The organism is Nonomuraea sp. NPDC003709 (genome assembly GCF_040610775.1).
GTDB lineage: Bacteria > Actinomycetota > Actinomycetes > Streptosporangiales > Streptosporangiaceae > Nonomuraea > Nonomuraea angiospora_A.
Genome location: NZ_JBEXMW010000003.1, coordinates 113,505 through 132,454, shown reverse-complemented (window position 1 = coordinate 132,454; position 18,950 = coordinate 113,505). Strand labels below are relative to the sequence as shown.

At 68.9% G+C, this 18,950-nt stretch carries 23 protein-coding genes; 10 read left to right on the top strand and 13 right to left on the bottom strand.

Annotated features, from left to right (window positions below; translation table 11 throughout):
* Positions 1 to 15: 15 nt before the first annotated feature.
* On the top strand, positions 16 to 930 hold the full coding sequence (locus ABZX61_RS09240; RefSeq protein WP_355192935.1) for an SMP-30/gluconolactonase/LRE family protein: 915 nt from the start codon (positions 16 to 18) through the stop codon (positions 928 to 930).
* 2 nt (positions 931 to 932) lie between these two features.
* Here ABZX61_RS09240 and ABZX61_RS09235 read toward each other — a convergent pair whose 3' ends face one another.
* Both ABZX61_RS09235 and ABZX61_RS09230 read right to left on the bottom strand, forming a co-directional pair.
* Positions 933 to 1,661 carry an ABC transporter permease gene (locus ABZX61_RS09235; RefSeq protein WP_355192933.1) on the bottom strand — a complete coding sequence of 243 codons (729 nt, stop codon included), beginning with the start codon at positions 1,659 to 1,661 and terminating at the stop codon, positions 933 to 935.
* Complete coding sequence (locus ABZX61_RS09230; protein WP_355192931.1) at positions 1,658 to 2,563, bottom strand: ABC transporter ATP-binding protein; 906 nt, start codon at positions 2,561 to 2,563, stop codon at positions 1,658 to 1,660. Before ABZX61_RS09230 ends, ABZX61_RS09235 begins: the two co-directional genes overlap by 4 nt.
* 109 nt (positions 2,564 to 2,672) lie before the next feature.
* Between ABZX61_RS09230 and ABZX61_RS09225 the strand changes: the two genes are divergently transcribed.
* The 3 genes from ABZX61_RS09225 to dnaN all read left to right on the top strand — a co-directional run bounded on the left by ABZX61_RS09225 (position 2,673) and on the right by dnaN (position 5,952).
* The gene (locus ABZX61_RS09225) at positions 2,673 to 4,103 is read left to right on the top strand and encodes a histidine kinase (protein WP_355192929.1); all 1,431 of its coding nucleotides are present in this window, start codon (positions 2,673 to 2,675) and stop codon (positions 4,101 to 4,103) included.
* Positions 4,103 to 4,756 (top strand): response regulator transcription factor, encoded by a 654-nt coding sequence (locus ABZX61_RS09220; protein ID WP_350724149.1) that lies wholly within the window; start codon positions 4,103 to 4,105, stop codon positions 4,754 to 4,756. The genes ABZX61_RS09225 and ABZX61_RS09220 overlap by 1 nt, the downstream gene beginning before the upstream one ends.
* A gap of 98 nt (positions 4,757 to 4,854) precedes the next feature.
* Positions 4,855 to 5,952, top strand: coding sequence for a DNA polymerase III subunit beta (dnaN, locus tag ABZX61_RS09215; protein ID WP_355192927.1), 1,098 nt, complete (start codon positions 4,855 to 4,857; stop codon positions 5,950 to 5,952).
* Here dnaN and ABZX61_RS09210 read toward each other — a convergent pair.
* Positions 5,935 to 6,405, bottom strand: coding sequence for a MarR family winged helix-turn-helix transcriptional regulator (locus ABZX61_RS09210; protein ID WP_355192925.1), 471 nt, complete (start codon positions 6,403 to 6,405; stop codon positions 5,935 to 5,937). The genes dnaN and ABZX61_RS09210 overlap by 18 nt on opposite strands.
* A gap of 58 nt (positions 6,406 to 6,463) precedes the next feature.
* Here ABZX61_RS09210 and ABZX61_RS09205 point away from each other — a divergent pair, with 58 nt between their 5' ends.
* Positions 6,464 to 7,312 (top strand): SDR family oxidoreductase, encoded by an 849-nt coding sequence (locus ABZX61_RS09205; RefSeq protein WP_355192923.1) that lies wholly within the window; start codon positions 6,464 to 6,466, stop codon positions 7,310 to 7,312.
* Between the two features lie 3 nt (positions 7,313 to 7,315).
* Here the strand turns inward: ABZX61_RS09205 and ABZX61_RS09200 are convergent, their stop codons facing one another.
* Positions 7,316 to 7,471 (bottom strand): hypothetical protein, encoded by a 156-nt coding sequence (locus ABZX61_RS09200; protein ID WP_355192921.1) that lies wholly within the window; start codon positions 7,469 to 7,471, stop codon positions 7,316 to 7,318.
* 129 nt (positions 7,472 to 7,600) lie between these two features.
* Between ABZX61_RS09200 and ABZX61_RS09195 the strand changes: the two genes are divergently transcribed.
* Complete coding sequence (locus ABZX61_RS09195; RefSeq protein ID WP_355192919.1) at positions 7,601 to 8,107, top strand: GtrA family protein; 507 nt, start codon at positions 7,601 to 7,603, stop codon at positions 8,105 to 8,107.
* 84 nt (positions 8,108 to 8,191) lie between these two features.
* Here ABZX61_RS09195 and dnaB read toward each other — a convergent pair whose 3' ends face one another.
* A complete protein-coding gene (gene dnaB / locus ABZX61_RS09190; RefSeq protein ID WP_350724159.1) occupies positions 8,192 to 9,547 on the bottom strand; it encodes a replicative DNA helicase in 1,356 nt (451 codons plus the stop codon).
* 283 nt (positions 9,548 to 9,830) lie between these two features.
* Here dnaB and ABZX61_RS09185 point away from each other — a divergent pair, with 283 nt between their 5' ends.
* Together ABZX61_RS09185 and ABZX61_RS09180 are read left to right on the top strand one after the other, a co-directional pair.
* Entirely contained in the window at positions 9,831 to 11,132 is a 1,302-nt protein-coding gene (locus tag ABZX61_RS09185) for an MATE family efflux transporter (protein WP_355192917.1), read from the top strand.
* Between the two features lie 125 nt (positions 11,133 to 11,257).
* Complete coding sequence (locus ABZX61_RS09180; protein ID WP_355192915.1) at positions 11,258 to 12,730, top strand: amino acid permease; 1,473 nt, start codon at positions 11,258 to 11,260, stop codon at positions 12,728 to 12,730.
* Positions 12,731 to 12,781: 51 nt separating this feature from the next.
* Here the strand turns inward: ABZX61_RS09180 and ABZX61_RS09175 are convergent, their stop codons facing one another.
* The 7 genes from ABZX61_RS09175 to rpsF all read right to left on the bottom strand — a co-directional run bounded on the left by ABZX61_RS09175 (position 12,782) and on the right by rpsF (position 17,328).
* The gene (locus ABZX61_RS09175) at positions 12,782 to 13,525 is read right to left on the bottom strand and encodes an amino acid ABC transporter ATP-binding protein (RefSeq protein ID WP_350724165.1); all 744 of its coding nucleotides are present in this window, start codon (positions 13,523 to 13,525) and stop codon (positions 12,782 to 12,784) included.
* Positions 13,522 to 14,460 (bottom strand): amino acid ABC transporter permease, encoded by a 939-nt coding sequence (locus ABZX61_RS09170; RefSeq protein WP_355192913.1) that lies wholly within the window; start codon positions 14,458 to 14,460, stop codon positions 13,522 to 13,524. Before ABZX61_RS09170 ends, ABZX61_RS09175 begins: the two co-directional genes overlap by 4 nt.
* Positions 14,457 to 15,314 (bottom strand): ABC transporter substrate-binding protein, encoded by an 858-nt coding sequence (locus tag ABZX61_RS09165; protein ID WP_355192911.1) that lies wholly within the window; start codon positions 15,312 to 15,314, stop codon positions 14,457 to 14,459. Before ABZX61_RS09165 ends, ABZX61_RS09170 begins: the two co-directional genes overlap by 4 nt.
* A gap of 313 nt (positions 15,315 to 15,627) precedes the next feature.
* Positions 15,628 to 16,074 carry a 50S ribosomal protein L9 gene (rplI, locus tag ABZX61_RS09160; protein ID WP_185069541.1) on the bottom strand — a complete coding sequence of 149 codons (447 nt, stop codon included), beginning with the start codon at positions 16,072 to 16,074 and terminating at the stop codon, positions 15,628 to 15,630.
* Between the two features lie 14 nt (positions 16,075 to 16,088).
* Entirely contained in the window at positions 16,089 to 16,325 is a 237-nt protein-coding gene (gene rpsR / locus ABZX61_RS09155) for a 30S ribosomal protein S18 (protein WP_020543048.1), read from the bottom strand.
* A 64-nt stretch (positions 16,326 to 16,389) separates the two neighbouring features.
* Entirely contained in the window at positions 16,390 to 16,959 is a 570-nt protein-coding gene (locus ABZX61_RS09150; protein ID WP_355192908.1) for a single-stranded DNA-binding protein, read from the bottom strand.
* Between the two features lie 78 nt (positions 16,960 to 17,037).
* Positions 17,038 to 17,328: a 30S ribosomal protein S6 gene (gene rpsF, locus ABZX61_RS09145; protein WP_080044189.1), complete on the bottom strand. Its 291-nt coding sequence runs from the start codon at positions 17,326 to 17,328 to the stop codon at positions 17,038 to 17,040.
* 189 nt (positions 17,329 to 17,517) lie between these two features.
* Here rpsF and ABZX61_RS09140 point away from each other — a divergent pair, with 189 nt between their 5' ends.
* Positions 17,518 to 17,832 carry a hypothetical protein gene (locus ABZX61_RS09140; protein ID WP_355192906.1) on the top strand — a complete coding sequence of 105 codons (315 nt, stop codon included), beginning with the start codon at positions 17,518 to 17,520 and terminating at the stop codon, positions 17,830 to 17,832.
* A 57-nt stretch (positions 17,833 to 17,889) separates the two neighbouring features.
* Here ABZX61_RS09140 and ABZX61_RS09135 read toward each other — a convergent pair whose 3' ends face one another.
* On the bottom strand, positions 17,890 to 18,069 hold the full coding sequence (locus ABZX61_RS09135) for a hypothetical protein (RefSeq protein WP_319714256.1): 180 nt from the start codon (positions 18,067 to 18,069) through the stop codon (positions 17,890 to 17,892).
* Between the two features lie 107 nt (positions 18,070 to 18,176).
* Here ABZX61_RS09135 and ABZX61_RS09130 point away from each other — a divergent pair, with 107 nt between their 5' ends.
* Positions 18,177 to 18,920 (top strand): deoxyribonuclease IV, encoded by a 744-nt coding sequence (locus ABZX61_RS09130; protein ID WP_355192904.1) that lies wholly within the window; start codon positions 18,177 to 18,179, stop codon positions 18,918 to 18,920.
* The last annotated feature ends 30 nt before the right edge of the window (positions 18,921 to 18,950 follow it).

Sequence of the window (18,950 nt, the reverse complement as noted above, 5' to 3'; positions counted from 1 at the left end):
CATATGGTGGACCTCATGACGGACACGATCCCCACTGAGTTCGAGGTGCTCGACGAGCGGTTCGCCGCGGTAGGCGGAGACGACTATGTCGAACGCCTCCACACCGGCACCCGCTGGGCGGAGGGCCCTGTTTACTTCCCGGCCGGCCGGTTCCTGGTCTGGAGCGACATCCCCAACGAGCGGATGCTGCGCTGGGACGAGATGACGGGCGCGGTCGGCCTGTTCCGCCAGCCGTCCGGCTACACCAACGGCAACACCCTCGACCGCGAGGGCCGTCTGATCTCCTGCGAACACGGCAACCGCCGCGTCACCCGCACCGAGCACGACGGCTCGATCACGGTCATCGCCGACCGCTGGGAGGGCAAGCGGCTCAACAGCCCCAACGACGTCGTGGTCCGCTCCGACGGGTCGATCTGGTTCACCGACCCGCCGTACGGGATCCTCAGCAACTACGAGGGCTACGCCGCCGCGCAGGAGATCGACGGCTGTCACGTCTACCGCGCCGACCCGGTGACGGGCGAGGTCCGTGTCGTGGCCGACGACTTCGCCCGCCCCAACGGCCTGGCGTTCTCGCTCGACGAGAGCCGGCTCTACGTCGCCGACACGCGGATGAAGCACCTGCGCGTGTTCGAGGTGCGCGAGGACGGCACGCTCGCGGGCGGCAAGGTCTTCGCCGAGGGGACGGAGCAGGACATCTTCGACGGCCTGCGCCTCGACGACACGGGCCGCGTCTGGGCCGCGGCAGGCAGGGCGCTGCTCTGCTACGACCCGGACGGCACGCTGATCGGCCGGCTGAAGCTGCCGGAGCCCACGGCCAACCTGGTGTTCGGCGGGCTCAAGCGCAACCGGATGTTCATCACGGCCTCGTCCTCGCTCTACTCCCTGATGACCAACGTCACCGGCGCGCGCCCGGTCTGGGCCGGGCGCTAGCCTCACTCCCACCTGAACAGCCGCACGGCCAGCCCACTGAAGATCAGCAGCCCGGCGCCCACCACCACGAGGTGCGCGGTCTGCGGCGCGTGGCCCGCCCAGGTGTCCTTGAGCGCCTGGGCGAACGGCCCCGCGACGGAGTAGTCGCTGACCGTCCGCAGCGCGTCCGGCATGAGGTCGCGCGGCACCCACATGCCCCCCAGGAACATCAGGGGGAACATCACCGCGGACCCGATCCCCGGCGCGACCTTCGCGTTGGGCGCCAGCGCGGCGATCACCAGCCCGATGGCCTGCAACGCGGCGCTGCCGAGCAGGAAGACCAGGATGAATCCCACCCACTGCCGCGGCGCCGCCGACCCGAACACCAGCGAGCCCGTCACGATCAGCAGGGCCGTGGTGACCGCTCCGACCACCAGGTTGATCAGGAGCTGCACCCCCAGCAGCCGTGCCGGGTGCACGGGCGTGGTGGACATCCGCCTGAGCACCCCTTGCTCGCGGTAGCCGGTCATCACCGCGGGCACCACGCTGCAGGCCAGGGTCAGCAGCGAGAGCAGCGTCATCAGGCTCGGCATCTGCGTGTCCACGGCCCGCTCCCCCGAGGCCCCGGGCCGGGTCATGTCCGGGATGCTGAGGCCCAGCACGAGCAGGAGCGCGACCGGCAGCCCGATCGTGAAGAGCAGGAACGGCCATTCGCGCAGGTGCAGCTTGGTCTCCACGAGGAGCAGCTTCATGACAGCTTCCTTCCGGTGAGTGCGAGGAACGCGTCGTCGAGCGTGGTCTGCTCGATCCGCAGGTCTCCTGGAACGACCCCGTGCTGGGCCAGGGCGAGCGTGACGGCCGGCGCGAGGTTGCCCGTGCCGCTCACCACGAGCTGCTCGCCGCTCCTCGTGACCTCGCGTACCTCCGGCAGGGCCAGGAGCAACGCGTCGTCGACCGGAGCCGACGGCCGGAACCTCAGCCGCTGCTCCCCGCCCACCTGCGCGATGAGCCCGGCAGGCGTGTCCGTGGCCGCCACCTTGCCCGCGTCGATGAGCGCGAGCCGGTCGCAGAGCCGCTCGGCCTCCTCCATGAAGTGGGTGACGAGCACGATCGTCACGCCGGAGTCGCGTACCTGCTCGACCAGCTCCCAGGTGTCCCTGCGGGCCTGCGGGTCGAGCCCGGTGGTCAGCTCGTCCAGCACCGCCACGCGCGGCCTGCCGACCAGGGCCAGCGCGACCGAGAGCCGCTGGCGCTGCCCGCCGGAGAGCTTCTTGAACGCCGTGTCGCGCTTGCCGCCGAGGCCGACCCGTTCGAGCAGCTCGGACCAGTCGGCGGGGTCGGGGTAGAAGGAGGCGTACAGATCCATGGCCTCCCACACCTTGATCTTCTCGGGCAGCGCCGCGCTCTGCAGCTGCATGCCCAGCACGTGTCGCAGCTCGCCCCTGTTGAGCTGCGGGTCCAGCCCGGCCACCCGTACGGTGCCACCGTCGGGCACGCGCAGGCCGGCCACGCACTCGACGGTGGTGGTCTTGCCCGCGCCGTTCGGGCCGAGGATGCCGAAGATCTCACCCTCCGCCACCTCGAACGACACGTCGGCGACCGCCAGGTGGTTCGGGTACTGCTTGCGCAGGTTCCTGACTTCGATGACCTTCATGCAGACGACGCTAGGAACACGGCCTTCGCCGGGGAATCCGGCTGGATGTCGGGCAAGGGTGTACCTAGGTGCAATGGTCCGGTCGCGCCCGTTGGACCAGACTGGGGGCATGCTGCTCCGAAGGTTCGGTCAGGCCGCGGCGCTGCTCGCGCTCCTCCTCGTCGAGGTGCCGGCGATCGTGCTCAGCCTCACCATGCTGCTGCTGTCGTTCGGGATGGGCATGGTGTTCCTGTATTCGCCTCAGGTCCAGCTGGTCAGGAGGCTGGCCGAGCTCAACCGGCGGCTGATGCGGAGCTGGACCGACGTCCACATCGAGTCCCCGTACCTGCCCAAGCCCCCGCCTCCGGAGCCGCAGGCGGACGGCCTCTACCGCTCCGACCGGACCCTCTACAAGACGCCCCGGATCCCCGCGTGGAACAACCAGTGGAAGTGGCTGACCTCCGACCCGGCGACCTGGCGCGACACGATCTGGCTGGTGCTCGAACCGGTGGTGAAGGCGGCGCTGCTGCCGGTGTTCGTCACGCTCCCCGAGCGTGGCCTGCGGGTCTACGCCCTCTGGAGCGACCTGATGCTCCGCGCGACCGTCGCCAGCCGCCTGGCGAACCAGGTGAGCCACCTCAAGCGGACGCGTAACCTGGCCGCCGACTCGCAGGCGGCCGAGATGCGCCGGATCGAGCGGGACCTGCACGACGGCACGCAGGCCCGGCTGGTGGCGATCGGCATGACGCTGGGCGCGGTCGAGCAGCTCGTCGACGACGACCCCGCGGCGGCCAAGGCGCTGCTGTCGAAGGCCCGGGACACCTCTTCCGAGACGCTGACCGAGCTGCGCCGGGTCATCCGCGGCATCCACCCTCCGGTGCTGGCCGAGCGCGGGCTGGCCGACGCCGTACGCGCGCTGGCCATGGACAGCCCGTTGCAGGTCACGGTGGACGTGGACCTGCCGCACCGGCCGGAGGCGCCGGTGGAGGCGGCGGTGTACTTCGCGGTCAGCGAGCTGCTCTCCAACGCCGCCCGGCACGGCGACGCGCACGCGGTGACGGTGGACCTCAGCACCGACGGCCCCAACCTACGGGTCACGGTCACCGATGACGGCCTGGGCGGCGCCGACCCGGCCAAGGGCAGCGGCCTGTCCGGGATCGAGCGGCGGCTGGCCGCCTTCGACGGGCTGCTCGCCCTGAACAGCCCGCCGGGCGGCCCCACCACCGTGGCGATGGAGCTGCCCCGGGTGCTGCCCGAGCACTGGGCGGGCAGCCTGCCCCGGCTGCCGCGCTGGAAGGCGGCCATCGTCGTGTTCCTCTGGGCCACGGCCTGGTGCCCGACCTTCCCTCAGGGCATCGTGGCCGGCGTCATGAAGACGATCGGCGTCGAGGAGAAGAGCTGGTTCCTCGCCCTGTACCTGCCCGGGCCCTGGCAGTGGCCGGTCATCCTCGGCATGATCACCCTGGGCCTGTGCATGCACATCCTAGCCATCTGGATACCCTCCAACCACAACCGCGACCTCTGGGTCGCGCGTGCCACGCCGATCAAACCCTGGTGCTGATGAAGAACCGCGTACTCGTCGCCGAGGACCTCTACCTGCTCAGAGACGGGCTGGTGCACCTGCTCCAGGCCCATGGCTTCTCGGTCGTGGCGGCCGTGGAGAGCGGGCCCGAGCTGCTGCGGGGCCTGCTGGAGCTGCGGCCCGACGTCTCGATCGTGGACGTGCGGCTGCCGCCCACGTTCACGGACGAAGGGCTGCAGGCGGCGCTCGCGGCCAGGAAGCAGGTGCCCGGGCTGCCCGTCCTCGTGCTGTCCCAGCACGTCGAGCAGCTCTACGCGCGCGAGCTGCTGGCCGACGGCTCGGGCGCGATCGGCTATCTGCTCAAGGACCGGGTCTTCAACGCCGAGCAGTTCATCGACGCCGTACGCAGGGTCGCCGAGGGCGGCACGGCCATGGACCCCGAGGTCATCGCCAAGCTGCTGGCCAGCAACGCCAGGCACGAGCCGCTGGCCGCGCTCACGCCGCGCGAGCGGGAGGTGCTGGAGGCCATGGCGGAAGGACGCTCCAACACGGCCATCTGCCAGCGGCTCTATCTGAGCGAGAGCGCCGTGGCCAAGCACACGGCCTCCATTTTCGCCAAGCTGGGGCTCGCGCCGTCGGACGACGACAACCGCCGCGTGCTGGCCGTACTCGCCTATCTCAACAGCCGCTAGGAACCCTCCACCTGGGGTTGGCCATCCGGAGACTGCCCCGACTTGTCGGTCGCACCGGCTATTTTCATAAGGGCATGGCGACGAAGGGGTGGTAGCAGGTGAAAATCCGGGTTAACCGCGATGTTCTGGCAGATGCGGTGGCGTGGGCTGCCCGAGTCCTGCCCTCCCGCCCCGTGGTGCCCGTTCTGTCCGGGCTGCTGCTGGAGGCGAGCGACGAGCTGGTCCTGTCCGCGTTCGACTACGACGTCTCGGCCAGAGCCTCGGTCGACGCCGACGTGGCCGAGACGGGCAGCGTGCTGATCCCCGGTCGGCTGCTGGCCGAGATCAGCAGGAGCCTGCCCGCCGACGACGTGGAGATCGTCACAGAGGGCGCCGAGGCGGTGCTGACCTGCGGGAGCGCGGAGTTCGGGCTGATCACGATGCCGGTCGAGGACTTCCCGACCATGCCCACGATGCCGCCGAGCATCGGCGCCGTCGGCGGCGGCGTGTTCGCCTCGGCGGTCGGCCAGGTCGCGCCCGCCGCCAGCCGCGACGACACGCTGCCCATGCTCACCGGCATCAGGGTCGACATCGCGGGCGAGTCCGTGGCCATGGCGGCCACCGACCGCTACCGCATCGCCGCCCGCGACTTCGCCTGGCGCCCGGCCGGCCCCGACCTCGCGGTCTCGGCCATGGTCCCGGCGAAGGTGCTGGTCGAGGTGGCCAAGTCGCTGCGCGGCGGCGAGGTGTCGATCGCGATGGGCGACGGGGTGGCGGGGTTCGAGAGCGTCGGGCGGAGCACGACCGTGCGGCTGCTCGACGAGCAGTTCATCGACTATCGCGCCCGGCTGACCTCCGACTGGTCGATCAGGGCCGACGTGGCGGTGGCGCCGTTCGTGAACGCCATCAAGCGGGTCGCCCTGGTGGCCGAGCGCAACACCGCGATCCGGCTGTCGTTCAGCCAGGGGCAGGTGCTCATCCAGGCGGGCGGCGGCGACATCGGGCGCGGCGCCGAGGTCGTCGACTGCGAGCTGCGCGGCGACGACATCCAGATCGCCTTCCAGTCGCAGTTCCTGCTCGACGGGCTGACCGGGATCGAGAGCGAGCTGGCCCGCATCAACATGGAGTCGCCCACCAGGCCCGCCCTGATCCAGGACGTGCCCGGCGACGCCGAGCCCGCCTTCCGCTACCTCGTCATGTCACTCCGCCAGGGCTGAGCCGCCGGTCTGGCGCTCGGCGACCAGCTTGAACACCCTCTTGAACTCCGTGTACGCCTCCTCGCCCACGGCCTCGGCGTGCTCCGCCTCCATGACGGCGAGGATGGCGTCCGACTTGACCATGTGATCGCGGCCCTTCTCGGTGGGCACGATCAGCTTGGCCCGCCGGTCGGCCGGGTCCGGCTGGCGCTCCACGTAGCCCAGCTCGACCAGCTCGTCCACCAGCGTGCCGATCACCTGCTTGTGCTGGCCCGACTGCGCGGCCAGGTCCGTGGCCCTGCTGCCCTCCTCGTCCAGGTACGCCAGCACTGCCCCGTGCCGGGGCCTGAGCCCGGGATGCCCCTGCTGGGCCAGCGTCTCGAACAGCTGCCGCTGCAGGCTGAAAAGAGTCCTGCTGGACAGGATGCCGAGATCGGGCTCTTCCTGCTTGCGCCGGCTCCTGCGCACGGTCATGTCCTCCATTTAGTCATCAATCTTGATTGTCACTGAATCTTACTATATCGTCGACGGCATGAGCATCTTGATCACGGGTGCCAACGGCACCGTTTCCAGCGCTGTCCTCCGCTCCCTGTCCGGCACCCTGTCCGACATGGGGGACGTGCGGGTCCTCGTGCGTGACGCGGCCAAGGCGCCGTCGGGGGTGGCGGTCACGGTCGGCGATCTGGACGACCCCGCCACGCTCGACCAGGCCTTCCAGGGCGTGGACACGTTGTGGCTGCTGACCGCCATGGGCCCGCAGGCGCCGCACGCGAGCATGAACGCCGTCTGGGCCGCCCGGAAGGCCGGGGTGAGCCACGTCGTACGCATGTCGGCCATCGGCGCGGCCCACGACGCGCCGACCCGCAACGGCCGCCTGCACGCCCTGTCGGACGTCGAGCTCGCGGCCTCGGGCCTCGACTGGACCGTCATCCGCCCGGCCTTCTTCATGCAGAACCTTTTCGGCTCGGTCAACGGCGACACCTTGTACGGCGGGCTCGGCGAGGGGCGACTCGGCATGATCGACGTACGCGACATCGGCGACTTCGCCGCCACGGTCCTGCGCGCTCCCGCACAGCACAAGGGCAGCACCTACACTCTCACGGGCCCGGCCGGCGTCTCACTGCGGGACGTGGCCGCCGTGCTGGGCGAGGTGTACGGCACTCCGATCGCCTATCAGCCGATGGCGCCGGACGACGTTCAGCGGTCGATGGTCGATGCCGGGCTGTCCCCGTGGATCGCGGCGGTCACCAAGGAGTACCTGACGGCGTACTCGGCGGGGTGGGGTGACTACACGACGCCGGACTTCGAGAAGGTGATGGGCCGGCCGGCCCGGTCGTTCGCCGACTTCGCCCGCGCCCACGCCGCCGAGCTCCGCCCGTGACCGTCACTCCGGGAGCAGGGCGGGGCCTCCGTAGTCGCGCAGCCGGCGCAGGAACGTCAGGACGCCGGTCAGCCCCGCCGCCCTGGACGCCCGGGCCGAACACGCCCTCTTCGAACGCGTCCGCGGCCACACCGAGGGCCGCACGGTCGTCCTGATCACGCATCGGCCGGCCGGCGTCCGCTACGCCGACTGCAGGCCAGCACCTACAGGTTGTAGAGGTGTTACCAGGGTGTTCGACCGGTGAGAAGATCGAGGGTGCTCCAAATAGCGAAAGCAGTACTCGCGAGATTGCCGGAACCACTGCACGCACTCGCGTTGAAGCACCGTGAACTGCTGAAGTTCGCGGTGGTGGGTGGAACAACGTTCTTAGTGGACAACACGGTGTTCTACGGGTTGAAGCTGACCATTTTGGAACCGAAGCCGGTGACCGCGAAGATCATCGCGGTGCTCGTGGCGACGATCGTGTCCTACGTGTTGAACCGCGAATGGTCGTTCCGGACCAGGGGCGGCCGCGAGCGCCGTCACGAGGCGGCGCTGTTCTTCCTGGTCAGTGGCGTCGGTCTCGTGCTCAGCTCCGCGCCGCTATGGATCTCCCGGTACGTATTTCACCTGGAGACCCCGGATGTGAGCCTGGTTACCCAGGAGGTCGCCGACTTCATGAGCGCGCAGATCATCGGCACGCTGATCGCCATGGTGTTCCGCTTCTGGGCGCTCCGGAAGTGGGTCTTCCCCGACGAGAAGACCCAGTCCGGCAGCGTGCGACTGGCTCCCGATTCCACGGACGAGGCGGCTTGACGGCAGCGAATCCAGAAGCCGTTTCGGCGGTTGGATGATCAGCCGCATTTGCTCACGGAATCGCGGATCCGACAAACAGGTGAATCAGTGCTGCGCCATGTCCACGAACCGGCTGTAGTGGCCCTGGAACGCCACCGTCACCGTCGCCGTGGGGCCGTTACGATGCTTGGCCACGATCAGGTCCGCTTCACCCGCCCGGGGTGACTCCCGCTCGTACGCGTCCTCCCGGTGCAGCAGGATGACCATGTCGGCGTCCTGCTCGATGGACCCGGACTCACGCAGGTCGCTCACCGCGGGGCGCTTGTCCGTGCGCTGCTCCGGGCCACGGTTGAGCTGGGAGATCGCGATGACCGGCACCTCCAGCTCCTTGGCCAGCAGCTTGATCGCACGGGAGATCTCCGAGACCTCGTTCTGCCGGCTCTCGGTCTTCTTCGGCGAGCTCATCAGCTGGAGGTAGTCGATGACCACGAACCGCAGGTCGTTACGCTGCTTGAGCCGCCGGCACTTGGCCCGGATCTCCATCATCGACATGTTGGGCGAGTCGTCGATGAACAGCGGCGCCTCCGCCACCTCGCTCATGCGCCGGGCCAGGCGCGTCCAGTCGTCGTCGCCCATCATGCCCGAGCGCATGGCGTGGAGGGCGACCCGGGCCTCGGCGGACAGCAGACGCATGGTGATCTCGTTGCGCGACATCTCCAGCGAGAAGATGACCGTGGTCATCCCATGCTTGATAGCCGCAGACCGGGCGAAATCCAGACCTAGCGTGCTTTTACCGATGGCAGGCCGGGCGGCCACGACGATCATCTGGCCCGGGTGGAGGCCGTTGGTGAGCTGGTCGAGGTCCTGGAAGCCGGTCGGCACGCCGACCATCTGGCCGCCGCGGCTGCCGATGGCCTCCAGCTCGTCGAGGGCGCCGGGCATGATGTCGGCCAGGGGCGCGTAGTCCTCCGAGGTGCGGCGCTCGGTGACCTTGTAGATCTCCGCCTGGGCGCGGTCGACGAGGTCGTCGACCTCTTCGTTCTGCCCGCCGTAGCCGAAGGAGACGATGCGGGTGCCGGCCTCGATGAGGCGGCGCAGGATGGCCTGCTCCCTGACGATCTTGGCGTAGTAGCCGGCGTTGGCCGCGGTGGGGACGACGGCCGTGAGGGTGTGGAGGTAGGCGGCCCCGCCCACCCTGGCCATCTCGCCGCGCTTCTGCAGCTCGTCGAAGACGGTGACCGCGTCGGCGGGCTCGCCCCTTCCGTAGAGGTCGGTGATGACCTCGTAGACCATCTGGTGGGCGGGCCGGTAGAAGTCGTCGGACCGCAGGATCTCGACGACGTCGGCGATGGCGTCCTTGGACAGCAGCATGCCGCCCAGGACGGACTGCTCCGCCTCGATGTTGTTCGGGGGGGTGCGCTCGAAACCAGGGCCTGCGCCCGTCTCGTCGTCAATACTCACCGCGCCCCCTCGAACACTTGCAGGCGGTCGCACCACCCCCACTTGTAGCCGACCGGTCTGACAGTTTCTCGGAGTCGAGAGCCGACGGCAACGCGACCTGTGGACAACCCTGTGGCCAAGCTGTGCACTACCGTGCCCAGGATGTGAAAGGCCTGTGGACAGTTGCTGTGGATAACTCTCTCGGATATCCACCGAACAGCCTTTGACCTGGGCGAACGGTATCCACTGGCTGTGGAGAAAAGAAAGTTTCGCCGACACGCCGTGTAATGGCCATAATGGACAAATGCTCATTACCCCCAGGGATCGGGAGATACTCCGCTTAGCCGTACCGGCGTTCGGCGCGCTGGTGGCCGAGCCGCTCTTCCTCCTCGCCGACTACGCCATCGTGGGGCACGGGCTGGGCACCACGGCGGTGGGGGCGCTGGGGGTGGCGGGTACGGTCCTCGCGACCCTGGTGAACCTGTGCGTCTTCCTCGCGTACGGCACCACGGCCTCCGTGGCGCGTCAGACGGGCGCCGGGAACCACGCGCGGGCCATGCGCAGCGGTGTGGACGGGATCTGGCTGGCCCTGGCCATCGGCGCGCTCCTGATCGCCGTGTGCTGGCCGCTGGCCCCCGCCATCGTGGAGCTGTTCGGGGCGGGCGAGGGGCAGGGCGCGCAGGCCGTGACGTACCTGCGGATCAGCCTGCTCGGCGCGCCCGGCATGCTGGTCGTGCTGGCCGGGACGGGGGTGCTGCGCGGTCTGCAAGACACCGTCACGCCGCTGGCCGTCGCCATCGGCTCCTTCGTGCTGAACGCGGTCCTGAACGCCTGGTTCGTGCTGGGGCTGGGGTGGGGCATCGCCGGGTCGGCCTGGGGCACGGTGATCGCGCAGACGCTGGGCGCGGCCGTCTACCTCGCCGTCGTGGCGCGGGGCGCGCGGCGGCTGGGGACGCCGCTCACGCCCGGTCTGGCGGGGGTCAAGGAGGCGGGCACGGCCGGGTTCGCGCTGCTCGTCCGTACCCTCTGCCTGCGGGTGGTGCTGCTCGCGGCCACCGTGATCGCCACCAGGATGGGCGAGGTCGAGCTGGCCGCGTACGCCATCGCCACCCAGGTGTGGACGCTGCTCGCGTTCGCGCTGGACGCCATCGCCATCGCCGGGCAGGCCATCACGGGACGCTCGCTCGGCGCGGGGGACGTCGCGTCCACCAGGGCCGCGACCAGGCGGATGGTGCAGTGGGGCGGCTGGTCGGGCGTGCTGCTCGGTCTGCTGGTCGTGGCCGCCAGGCCGCTGCTGCCTGGGCTGTTCGACACGGACCCGCAGGTCACCGACCTGTTGCTGGCGCTGATGTGGCCGGTGGCGGCGTTCCAGCCGGTGTGCGGGGTGGTGTTCGTGCTCGACGGCGTGCTGATCGGTGCGGGCGACCAGCGCTACCTGGCGTGGGCGGGGGTGTGGACGACGCTGGCGTACCTCCCCGCCGCCCTCCTCGCCTCCGGCTTCGGGATCGTCGCCCTGTGGTGCGCGCTCGGGGTGTGGATGCTCGCCCGCCTGGTCAGCCTCGTACGCCGGGCCGCCGGCACCGCCTGGCTGGTGACCGGAGCGTAGGCGGTCTCACTTTGGGCACAGCCCCCGCTACCTGCAGTGATCTGCGGAAACACTGTGACCGTCCTGTGCTTGCTGTTGTCCGAGTGGTGAGACATTGTGGGCGCGTTCCCTGAGCGGGGTGTTCCTTGTCCACGATTCTGCGGCGACTGCCACCCACCGAGGCGACCGGATTACGCACGGGCGCCCGCCACAGCCTGGCCGAGCTCTACCGCCCGGCCGACCTGGTGGTGCTCGGGCTCGGTGTGATCATCGGCGCCGGCATCTTCTCCATCGCCGGGCGGCAGGCGGCCACCACGGCGGGTCCCGGCGTCATCCTGTCCTTCATGATCGCGGGCATCGCCTGCCTGCTCGCCTGCCTGTGCTACGCCGAGCTGTCGTCCACGATGCCGACCTCGGGCAGCGCCTACACCTTCACGTACGTCATCTTCGGCGAGGTCTGGGCGTGGATCATCGGCTGGGCGCTGATCCTGGAGCTGCAGTTCGCCGCCGCCGTCGTGGCCAGGGCGTGGGCCGCGATCACGGTCGGGGCGATCTCCAACTTCGGGGTACGCGTGCCGCACCAGGAGCTCGTCGGCGACGTCCTCGTGCTCGTGATCCTGGTGCTGCTCACCGGCGTGGTGGCGCTCGGCGCGCGGATCGGGCTGCGGGCCCTGTGGATCATGGTGGCAGCCAAGCTGCTGGCCATCGGGGCGGTCATCGTCGTGGGCCTGCCCCACATCGACGTACGGAACTTCGGCGAGTTCCACGTGCCGTCCAAGATCCTGCCGAAGCCGCCCACGACCGTGCTGGAGATCCTGTTCGGCCAGAGCCACGCGTTCGGCTGGTTCGGGATCTTCGCGGCGGCCTCGGCCATCGCGTTCGCGTACATCGGGTTCGACATCGTGGCCACCTCCGCCGAGGAGACCGTGAACGCGCCCGCCGCCGTGCCCAAGGGCATGATCCGCAGCCTGATCATCGCCACCGTCCTCTACCTCGCGGTGGCCCTGGTCATGGTGGGCATGGTCCCGTACACGAAGATCTCCGAGGACGCGCCGCTGACCGGGGCGTTCCGGGCGGTCGGCGTGGACTGGATGGTGCACGTCATCGACGTGGGCGCGGTGCTCGGGCTGACGACGGTGATCCTGGTGCTGATCGTGGGGCAGACGCGGGTGCTGTTCTCGATGGCCCGCGACGGGCTGATCCCCCGCGGCCTGGCCACGGTCAGCCGGAAATATCACACTCCCACCCGGGTGACGCTGGTGATCGGGGTCGTGGCGATCGTGCTGGCCGAGTTCGTGCCGGTGCTCACGATGCAGGAGCTCGTGGTGATCGGGACGCTGTTCGCATTCGCGTTCGTGGCGGCCGGGGTGATCGTGATGCGGCGGCGCATGCCGTACCTGGAGCGGGGGTTCAGGGTGCCGCTCTCGCCGCTGCTGCCGGGGCTGTCGCTGGTGGCCACGCTCTGGCTGATGGTGAACCTGCAGTTGCTCACCTGGGCGTGGTTCGCCCTGTGGATGGCCTTCGGCCTGCTGGTCTACCTCGTGTACGGCCGCCGCCACAGCCTGCTGGCCCGCCCGCACACCCCGATCGAGCCGGCACGCGGCCGCCATCGCCGCTAGAGCCGGCCCGATTCCCCCACCGCCGAGCTGGTACGCGGCCCGCCACCGGCCCTAGAGCCGGCCCGACTCCAGGACGCTGCGCAGGAACTCCCTGGTGCGGGGGTTCTCCGGCTCGGTGAAGATCTGCTCGGCGGGGCCCTTCTCCAGCAGCACGCCGCCGTCAAGGAAGCACACCGTGTCCGAAATATCGCGACAAAAGCTCATCTCGTGGGTCGTGAGAATCATCGTCATGCCCGACTCCTTGAGCTCCTTGATGACCCCCAGCACCTCCAGCACCAGCTCGGGGTCGAGCGCCGAGGTGACCTCGTCCAGCAGCATCAGCCTGGGCTGCGTGGCCAGCGCCCTGATGATGGCCACCCGCTGCTGCTGCCCGCCCGAAAGCTGGTCGGGGTAGGCGCGCGCCTTGTCCGCCAGCCCGAACCTGGCCAGCAGGCCGTGCGCCTGCTCCTCGGCCTCACCCTTGGCCACCTTGTGCACCTGGCGCGGCGCGAGCGTGACGTTGTCCAGCACGGTCATGTGCGGGAACAGGTTGAACGCCTGGAACACGATGCCGAGCCGCTTGCGCACGTCGTCCACGTTCACGCGCGGGTCGGTGATGTCCTCGCCGTCGAGGAGGATCACGCCGTCGTCCACGGTCTCCAGCAGGTTGACGCAGCGCAGGAGCGTGGACTTGCCCGAGCCGGAGGCCCCGATGAGGCTCACCACCTCGTGCGGGCGCACCTCGAGGTCGATGCCGCGCAGCACGCTGTGGCCCCGGAAGTTCTTCCACACCCCGTCAATAGTCAGAAGGCTCATGCGCCACGCCTCCTGCGCGTGCGTGCCGCCAGGTGGTCGGTGAACCTGGCCAGGGGGATGGTGAGCAGGATGAACAGCAGCGCCGCCACCAGATAGGGCGTGTAGTTGAAGGTGCTGGCCACGTGGATCTGCGCCTGCCTGAGCGCCTCCAGCGGCCCGATGGTCGACACGAGCGCGGTGTCCTTCTGCAGCGAGACGAAGTCGTTGAGCAGCGGCGGCACGACCCTACGGGTGGCCTGGGGCAGCACCACGAACCGCATGGTCTTGATGTGGCTCAGCCCCAGCGAGCGGGCCGCCGCGACCTGGCTCGGGTGGATGGACTCGATGCCCGAGCGGAACACCTCGGCCACGTACCCACCGTACGAGAGCGTCAGCGCGATGATGGCCAGCGTCACCAGGTCGGTCGGGATGCCCTGCAGCCGGAGCGCGGGCAGCCCGAACCCGATCAGGTAGATCACCAGGATCGTCGGCACACCGCGGAAGACGTCGGTGTAGAGCGTGGCCAGCGCCCGGATCGGGAAGAACGCGGGCTTCCTGATCCCCCTGGCCAGCGCCACCAGCAGCCCGACGACCAGGATCAGCGGCTCGGCGATCAGGAAGATCTTGATGTTGAGCAGGAAACCCTTCAGCACGTCGGGCAGCGCCTTGACGAACTCGTCGGGATTGAAGAACGTCTCCTGCACCCGGGGCCAGCCGGGTGAGTTCGTGACGATCGAGACGACCAGCACGATGAAGACGATCGTCGAAACCGTCGCGATCGAGGCCGAGCGGCGGGCGTGCGACCGGCGCACCCGCTCCCGCTCGACCTGCCGCTCCGACTTGACCCACTCGCCCGCCGCCGGTTTGCCAGGTCCACCGGGCTCGCCCACCGCGACCTTGCCGGGTTCGCCGGATTTGCCCGCTGCGGTCTTGCCGGGTTCGTCGAACTCGCTCATCGCAGCTCTGGCGCGCCCGCCGCCGAGCCGAGCCACGCCTGCTCGATCTTGGCCAGCTCGCCCTTCGACTTCAGCGCCTCAACGGCCTTGTCGACGCACGGCTTGAGCGCGCTGCCCTTCTCCATGACCAGCCCGAACTCCTCGGGCGTGCCGCCCGTCGAGCTGAACTGCCCCACGATCTTGGACTTCTCGACCTGCGCGGCCGTCACGTAGAACGCCGTCGGCAGGTCCACGACCAGCGCGTCCACCTGCTTGTTCTTCAGCGCGTTGACGGCGTCGATCTGCTCGTTGTAGACGTTGGGGTCGTCGGCGGGCTTGATGACGTTCTTGACCGCGTCGAGCGAGGTCGTGCCCACCTGTACGCCGATCTTCGCGCTCTGCAGCTCGGCCAGGCTCTTCGCCCCGGCGAACTTGCTCCCGTCGATCGCCACGATGGCCTGCTTGACGGTGTAGTAGCCCTTGCTGAAGTCGACCGCCTTGGCCCGGTCGGGCGTGATGGACACCTGGTTGACGTCGAAGTCGAACTGCTTGACCCCAGGAGCGAACGCCGAGTCGAACTTGATCGTGCTCCACTGCACCTCGGTGCGGTCGAAGCCGAGCTCCCCCGCCACGGCGAAGGCCACCGCGCTCTCGAAGCCCTGCCCGTTGCTCGGGTCGTCGTCCTTGAACCAGGGCTCGAAGGCGGGCTTGTCGGTGCCGATGGTCAGCTTGCCCGCGTTGACCAGCTTGAGCTGGTCCTTGGTGCACGCGGTGGACGTTGACGCGATCGGGCTCGCCAAGCTCGACGTGTTGTCGACCGGCGCGCAGCCGACGAGCGCCACGGCCAGCGCGAGCAGCATAAGGGGACGGGCCATGGCTGCAGCCTCCAGGGGGAACATGCGAAAGAACGAACGCATTCTACGCTGACCGAATAGGAAATTACGCCCGGCGGTGCCCCTGACCATGGAGTTGGCCAAGATGGGCTCGCGTAACGGCGGCCCGCCGGTGAAGGGTCAGCGGGCGTTTCCTGGAAGGCGCTGAGCCGGAGTACGGCGGGTGGCCTGCCCGTGCGCAGCCGTACGGTATGGGGCTTTTCAGCCGGGGGTCAGCGGACGTTTCCGGGAAGCGCTCACAGGGGCAGGAAACGTGAAAGCCCCCTCCGGGCGGAGGGGGCTTTCACAGCAGGACTCAGCCCGCGACGACCTCGACGTCCACAGAGGCCGAAACCTCGGGGTGGAGCTTGATGGTGACGCGGTGCGAGCCGACGCTCTTGATCGGGTTGACGATCTCGATGCGGCGGCGGTCGACGATCGGGCCACCGGCGGCCTTGACGGCGTCGGCGATGTCGCCCGTCGTGATCGAGCCGAACAGGCGGCCGGACTCGCCGGCGCGCGTGGTCAGGCGGACGCGCAGCGCGCCGATCTGACCGGCGACCTCCTTGGCGGTGCCGAGGTCGCGGATCTCGCGAGCGTCGCGAGCCTTCCTGATCGTCTCGATCTGCTTCTCGGCGCCCCGCGTCCAGCGCATGGCGTAGCCGCGCGGGATGAGGTAGTTACGGCCGTAGCCGTCCTTGACCTCGACGACGTCGCCAGGGGTGCCGAGGCCGGAGACCTCGTTGGTGAGGATGAGCTTCATATCGACAGGCCTCCTTAGCGCGCGGTGCTCGTGTAAGGCAGCAGGGCCACCTCACGCGCGTTCTTGATCGCGGTCGCCACGTCGCGCTGGTGCTGGGTGCAGTTGCCCGTCACCCGGCGCGCACGGATCTTGCCGCGGTCGGAGATGAACTTCCGCAGCAGCGCCGTGTCCTTGTAGTCGACGTAGGAGATCTTGTCGTGGCAGAACAGGCAAACCTTCTTCTTCGGCTTGCGCAGTGCCGGCTTAGCCATCGTGGTGCTCCTTTCAGAGCCCCGCCTTCACGGGCGGGAATGGACTCGGGCTTGTGGACAGGTTTTAGAAAGGCGGTTCGTCGCTGAAGTCGCCGCCGCCGCCGCCTCCGAAGCCGCCGCCGCCCTGCTGGCCGCCGCCGCCTCCGAAGCCGCCACCACCGCCGCCGCCGTAACCGCCGCCGCCCTGGGGCGGGGCGGGCGAGGCGGAGGCCCACGGGTCGTCGGCGGGGCCGCCGAAGCCGCCCCCGCCGCCTCCACCACCCTGGCGGGAGGTGCGGTTGACCTTGGCGGTCGCGTTACGCAGGGACGGGCCGACCTCGTCGACCTCGACCTCGTAAACGGTGCGCTTCTCGCCTTCCTTGGTCTCGTAGGACCGCTGCTTGAGCCGCCCCTGCACGATGACCCGCATCCCGCGCTGCAGGCTCTCGGCGGCGTTCTCCGCCGCCTGCCGCCACACGTTGCAGGTCAGGAAGAGGCTTTCGCCATCTTTCCACTCGTTGGTCTGACGATCCATGAACCGCGGAGTGGACGCGATGCGGAATCGAGCCACCGCTTGCCCCGTCGGGGTGAAGCGCAGCTCCGGGTCGTCGACGAGGTTGCCGACGATGGTGATTACGGTGTCGCCTGCTGCCATGGCTAGCGCTCGCCTTCCTGCACGCCTTCGCTTGGATTACGGCTCAGAGTACGGGGCTTCCCCGACAAAAACCGGGGGTTAGTGCACGTCCGGACGCAGGACCTTGGTGCGCAGGATGCCCTCGTTGAGGTTCATCTGCCGGTCGAGCTCCTTGACCGTCGCGGGCTCCGCGGACAGGTCGATGACGGCGTAGATGCCTTCCGACTTCTTGTCGATGTCGTAGGCGAGACGGCGACGGCCCCAGACGTCGACCTTCTCCACGGTGCCGCCGTCGTTGCGGACCACGGAGAGGAACTGGTCGAGGGACGGCGCGACAGTGCGCTCATCGAGCGAAGGGTCCAGGATGACCATTACTTCGTAACGACGCATGCGGACTCCAACCTCCTCTGGACTCTTGCGGTCACGACACTCTGCCGTGACAGGAGGACGCTGACGTCTGTGCCCGGGCGCCCCTTTCGGCGCCCCGGGGCGATGGTTCAACCATCACAACGCAGCTTGCCCAGGTTACCAGCCGCGGGAAGGTGGGAAGGCCTTTAGGAAACCTAGGGGGTGGTGGCCGTGCCACATGTGCTTCAGCCCTCCGAGAGGGAGCGGTTCAGGCTCACACTCAACAACGACGGGCATGCGCACCCGGTGGAGAACGCCCTGGCGGTGGGAGCGCTCGTTTGCGGTCTCATTGCCTTCGTCTCCACATTCTGGGTCTCCGCGCATGCGATCTCCTCGTGGGCCGGCACGCTCGGCTTCGGGGTCGGGTTGTATTCCCAGTACGTCTCGGCGACCACGCCGCAACGTGCGCTCAACATCGTCGGCATCGTGGGATCGTTCGTGGGAGCCGCGCTGGGCATCGCCCACGGGGGCTTTCTCCCCCACTGAACTTCATTGAGCCGATGAGGAACGGCCCCGGCGCCCGGGGCCGTTCCGGCATGCCGCTCACCCGCCGATGTGCAGGTCTATACCGAGCAGGACCAGGAACCAGAGGAACACCGCGAGCAGCGCTTCCGCGAGGTCTCTGAGCAGTCCGGGGGTGATGTAGTGGTAGACCCAGCCCACGTAGATCCCGATCACGACGTAAACCAGTAAGATCAGCGCTCGCAAGCGCCAGCGTGCCATATCGTTTCTCCTCGATTAGGGGGCGCATGGCGACTTCCCGAGCGCGCGCCCGGCAAACCGATCGGTCCCCCGATGCCGCCTTACTCTGCGGCGTAAGCTCGGGAGCTATGGTGCGCATCGGAGCTCATGTCGATCAGGACGATCCCGCCGCCCACGCCGAGGCGGTGGGGGCCGAGGTGGTGCAGTTCTTCCTCGGAGACCCGCAGGGGTACGACAAGCCGGTGCTGCCCGCCAAACCGGTCGAGGGCGTCGACATCTACATCCACGCCCCCTATCTGGTCAATGTCGCCACCACGAACAACCGCATCAGGATCCCCAGCCGCAAGCTGCTGGAGCAGCACCTCAAGGCCGCCGCCGGGCTCGGCGCCAAGGGCCTGATCGTGCACGGCGGCCACGTCAACAAGAGCGACGATCCACAGGCCGGCTTCGACAACTGGCGCAAGGTGTTCGAGCGCATGGAGTGCCCCATCCCCGTGCTGATCGAGAACACCGCGGGCGGCGGCAACGCGATGGCCCGCAAGCTGGAGCGCATCGCCCGGCTGTGGGAGGCGCTCGACGGGTTCGACGTGGGCTTCTGCCTCGACACCTGCCACGCCCACGCGGGCGGCGAGGAGCTGGTCGACCTGGTCGAGCGGGTCAAGGCCATCACCGGCCGGATCGACCTCGTCCACTGCAACGACTCGCGTGACGACTTCGACTCCGGCGCCGACCGCCACGCCAACCTGGGCAAGGGGAAGATCGACCCCGAGCTGATCCTGGCGGTCTGCCGGGCGGCCGACGCGCCGATCGTGGTGGAGACGCCCGCCGACGGCCAGGCGGACGACATCGCGTTCCTGCGCAAGAACCTCTAGGAAATACACACAGCCTGTGGATAACTTCCC

Coding starts and splice junctions, on each gene's coding strand:
- ABZX61_RS09165 (WP_355192911.1), bottom strand. CDS start 15,314: ATGGCCCGTCCCCTTATGCTGCTCGCGCTGGCCGTGGCGCTCGTCGGC.
- ABZX61_RS09210 (WP_355192925.1), bottom strand. CDS start 6,405: ATGACCGTGCGCAGGAGCCGGCGCAAGCAGGAAGAGCCCGATCTCGGC.
- ABZX61_RS09150 (WP_355192908.1), bottom strand. CDS start 16,959: ATGGCAGCAGGCGACACCGTAATCACCATCGTCGGCAACCTCGTCGAC.
- ABZX61_RS09235 (WP_355192933.1), bottom strand. CDS start 1,661: ATGAAGCTGCTCCTCGTGGAGACCAAGCTGCACCTGCGCGAATGGCCG.
- ABZX61_RS09220 (WP_350724149.1), top strand. CDS start 4,103: ATGAAGAACCGCGTACTCGTCGCCGAGGACCTCTACCTGCTCAGAGAC.
- ABZX61_RS09240 (WP_355192935.1), top strand. CDS start 16: ATGACGGACACGATCCCCACTGAGTTCGAGGTGCTCGACGAGCGGTTC.
- ABZX61_RS09205 (WP_355192923.1), top strand. CDS start 6,464: ATGAGCATCTTGATCACGGGTGCCAACGGCACCGTTTCCAGCGCTGTC.
- ABZX61_RS09135 (WP_319714256.1), bottom strand. CDS start 18,069: ATGGCACGCTGGCGCTTGCGAGCGCTGATCTTACTGGTTTACGTCGTG.
- ABZX61_RS09170 (WP_355192913.1), bottom strand. CDS start 14,460: ATGAGCGAGTTCGACGAACCCGGCAAGACCGCAGCGGGCAAATCCGGC.
- rpsF (WP_080044189.1), bottom strand. CDS start 17,328: ATGCGTCGTTACGAAGTAATGGTCATCCTGGACCCTTCGCTCGATGAG.
- ABZX61_RS09225 (WP_355192929.1), top strand. CDS start 2,673: ATGCTGCTCCGAAGGTTCGGTCAGGCCGCGGCGCTGCTCGCGCTCCTC.
- rpsR (WP_020543048.1), bottom strand. CDS start 16,325: ATGGCTAAGCCGGCACTGCGCAAGCCGAAGAAGAAGGTTTGCCTGTTC.
- rplI (WP_185069541.1), bottom strand. CDS start 16,074: ATGAAGCTCATCCTCACCAACGAGGTCTCCGGCCTCGGCACCCCTGGC.
- ABZX61_RS09130 (WP_355192904.1), top strand. CDS start 18,177: ATGGTGCGCATCGGAGCTCATGTCGATCAGGACGATCCCGCCGCCCAC.
- ABZX61_RS09230 (WP_355192931.1), bottom strand. CDS start 2,563: ATGAAGGTCATCGAAGTCAGGAACCTGCGCAAGCAGTACCCGAACCAC.
- ABZX61_RS09185 (WP_355192917.1), top strand. CDS start 9,831: ATGCTCATTACCCCCAGGGATCGGGAGATACTCCGCTTAGCCGTACCG.
- ABZX61_RS09175 (WP_350724165.1), bottom strand. CDS start 13,525: ATGAGCCTTCTGACTATTGACGGGGTGTGGAAGAACTTCCGGGGCCAC.